The following is a 3,042-nucleotide window of genomic DNA, read 5'->3' on the forward strand; positions in this document are numbered from 1 at the left end:
TCGGCTACTGTTCGCCGCTCGAGTTCGAAAACCTGCATGCGCAAGATCAAAGCTTATCGCCGCGCGGGTTGCCCACCGCCGGGCAGCGTCGTGGTCGTGACAGGCGACCAGCCGCCCGACCGTGGACAACCCGCGATTCAACCTTATCGGGAGGTGCCACACCGCATTAAACTCAACTGCAAATCTATCCGTCGAACCGGGTCAACCTCAAACAGAGCGACCGTAGGGGAGACCCTCGTTCAGAAGCCGGTCGATCGATTTTGGGTTACTTCGGTGAATTCGCACCACGCAACGAATTTTGCCGCGAGTTGTTCGCGATAGATTGCGGCGCGCAGCAGATGCCGCTTAAGTGCGAAGGGTTGGCGGATCAGTCCCAGCTCGACAGGAATGCCTGCGTGCGTTTCGGATCACGAAAGCCGCGCATGCCTCCGCTCGCATTTGGACCGACCGTGGGACAGATCGTAGTCGGGGGGAGCGCCGGAAGCATCGCGAATGCATACTCCATGCATCGCGAGTGGCAGGCTTATTGATCAACGGTTCCACCGGAATGTCTTCGTCCATGGCAGACCATCGGCGAAGTGTGGTGGACCGCTCGCGTAAGCTCGCGAAGTCGGGCGGATGAGTTGATGCGAAGCTGAAGAGATGGGCACGATGATATGCACCGTTTGCCTTTCGCGGCTTGGAAACGTTCGAACCCGATCGATGAACTGCCAACGACGTTGCGGCAAAGGCAACACCGTGGTTCGTCAATCCGCGTTCCGGAGCGCACCACAAAAAGATACCGTTGATGCCGTTGTACACATCTTTCATTCTTCAACGGAGCACATCATGCGATTGAAGATTTTTTCTGCCGCGACTTTATACACTTCAATGGCGCTGGCAGTCATCCCGACGATAGCTAGCGCAGACCCGTTCACAGTCAAGGTCGACGACCTGAACAACGGGCACTTTTCGAACGAACAGGTGTACGGGGGCTTTGGCTGTCACGGCAAGAATGTTTCGCCGCGCATTTCATGGGCTCATGTTCCGCAAGGTACGAAGAGCATTGTCGTGACGATTTTCGACCCTGATGCGCCGACGGGAGGGCTCGGCTGGACCCACTGGGAAATCGCGAACATTCCACCTTCGGCGTCGTCGCTCGAGAAAGGAGCTTCTGGCAATTCGACGCGTTTGCCGACAGGCGCGGTTGAGACGTTGACGGACTTTGGCGAATCCAGATACGGTGGCCCCTGTCCACCTCAGGGGGAGTCACATCGATATGTCGTAACGGCGTCTGCTCTTGACGTGGCACAGATCGATGTCGCACCCGCGGCAAGTCCCGCAGTGGTCGCCTATCAGATGCATGGAAAAGTCATTGCTCAGGCGAAGTATGTCGCAAGGTACCATCGTGCATCGACGAACAATTGACGTGCCAGAGCTGAGCTATCGACATCCGTTCTACGCGCGCGGTTGCCGTCTACCGGTTGAGCGGTTCGCGTGTTCGCATGGTCTTTTCAAACGGTCGCGAATCACGGCAACGACATTCCGCTATCAACGTTCAGATTGACACCGGAAACAAAGCTGCTTTCGTCGCTAACGAGAAAGAGCGCCGCTTGCGCCAGCTTGTCTGCCCGGCCCAGTCGGCCAAGCGGAATCTTTCCCGCAACGGCGGTCTCGAATGCGGGGCGGTCGGCGGTGGCGATACCCAGCTTGGAAAGAATGGGCGTGTCGACAGGGCCTGGACTGATCACATTAACCCTGATGCCGCGCTCTTTGAATTCACGTGCCCAACTGCGGGCGAAAGCTTCGATAGCCGCTTTACTGCCAGCATACGCCGCGTGGCCTTCGAACACTTTCGAACTTGTGATCGAACTCGTCAACAGAATGGCACCTCCATCGCGGAGTTGAGACGCGATTTTTTGAACGCCGAAGAAAGCCGAGCGGGTATTCGTCGCGAATTGCGTTTCGTACTCTTCGAGGCTGACCAGGTCTGAGCGGGCAATAGTATTTACGCCGCCGTTGGCGACGTAAATGTCAAGGCCACCGAAGCGTTTTGCGACCCATGACGCAACGCGGTCATGCGTTGCGGGGTCGGCAAAGTCGCCGGTCAGGCCCATTGCCCGATCCCCACGCTCCGCCACCGCCGCATCTATCGCAACCTGGCGCCGTCCGACGATCAGCACATGGGCGCCCTCGGTCACGAACAGCGTTGCCATGGCAAAACCGATGCCGCTATTGCCGCCGGTGATGACGGCAACCTTGTTTGCGAGTCTGCTCATTTGGTTCTCCGTTGTTCTACGCGGGTGTCGCGTTGAACGGTAATCCAGCTTTGAGCCAGTTCACAGCACAGTCATCCAGCGGCGCTTTCAGTTCTGACAGAGGGACACTAATACCTGGTGATAACCTGAACGGCCTATCTGCCTTTGTTCGAGCTGTGGAGGCCGGTTCATTCACGAGCGCGGCGCGCTTGCTTGGCACCGCGCCGTCCGCTGTGTCGCGAAGCGTTGCAAGGTTGGAGAGGCGCCTCGGCATCAAGCTTTTCCGGCGCTCAACAAGGACCACCGTCCTGACATGGGAGGGGCAGACGTACTACGAGCGCATTGCGCCGCACATACGAGGCATCGTGGAGGCTGGTATGGGCTGGATGATTTGGGCAGCGGGCGCCTGGAGCGCGTGATGGATGAATGGACGGTGCCTGGACCAGGCTTGTGCCTATACTTTTCAGGCCATAGTCATCCCCCGGCCGGGTTGCGCGGGCTCATTGGTTCTGTTCTGTTGCATTAAGGCGGTCCGCTATGGTGGGCGGAACGACACGAACGACTGAAAGCTAGATGAAGACGATGAATCCTGCGGTGGCCCGGGTACTCAAACGCCTGCACTATCCGCTCGACGTGATCCTGACTTGCGTGCGCTGGTACGTGGCCTATCCGCTGAGCCTGCGGCACCTTGAAGACATGATGGCTGAGCGCGGCGTTTCAGTCGATCATTCGACTGTGCACCGCTGGGCCATCAAGCTGTTGCCGGTGCTGGAGAAAGCGTTTCGCCGCCGCAAGCGGCCGGTGG

At 58.4% G+C, this 3,042-nt stretch carries 3 protein-coding genes and 2 pseudogenes; 3 read left to right on the forward strand and 2 right to left on the reverse strand.

Going from position 1 to position 3,042, the window contains the following annotated elements; translation table 11 throughout:
• Nucleotides 1–239 precede the first annotated feature (239 nt).
• A pseudogene (locus HV770_RS39330) lies at nt 240–424 on the reverse strand (IS6 family transposase); the annotation flags it as partial.
• A 404-nt stretch (nt 425–828) separates the two neighbouring features.
• On the opposite strand from HV770_RS39330, the gene HV770_RS37945 reads away from it, so the two are divergent.
• Nucleotides 829–1,407 (forward strand): YbhB/YbcL family Raf kinase inhibitor-like protein, encoded by a 579-nt coding sequence (locus HV770_RS37945; RefSeq protein WP_175166517.1) that lies wholly within the window; start codon nt 829–831, stop codon nt 1,405–1,407.
• Nucleotides 1,408–1,508: 101 nt separating this feature from the next.
• Here HV770_RS37945 and HV770_RS37950 read toward each other — a convergent pair whose 3' ends face one another.
• Nucleotides 1,509–2,258 (reverse strand): SDR family NAD(P)-dependent oxidoreductase, encoded by a 750-nt coding sequence (locus HV770_RS37950; protein ID WP_175166518.1) that lies wholly within the window; start codon nt 2,256–2,258, stop codon nt 1,509–1,511.
• A gap of 50 nt (nt 2,259–2,308) precedes the next feature.
• Here HV770_RS37950 and HV770_RS37955 point away from each other — a divergent pair, with 50 nt between their 5' ends.
• Both HV770_RS37955 and HV770_RS37960 read left to right on the forward strand, forming a co-directional pair.
• Entirely contained in the window at nt 2,309–2,656 is a 348-nt protein-coding gene (locus HV770_RS37955) for a LysR family transcriptional regulator (protein ID WP_281366329.1), read from the forward strand.
• Between the two features lie 154 nt (nt 2,657–2,810).
• Nucleotides 2,811–3,042: pseudogene (locus HV770_RS37960) on the forward strand (IS6 family transposase); the annotation flags it as partial.

Source organism: Paraburkholderia fynbosensis (genome assembly GCF_902859935.1).
Lineage (GTDB): Bacteria > Pseudomonadota > Gammaproteobacteria > Burkholderiales > Burkholderiaceae > Paraburkholderia > Paraburkholderia fynbosensis.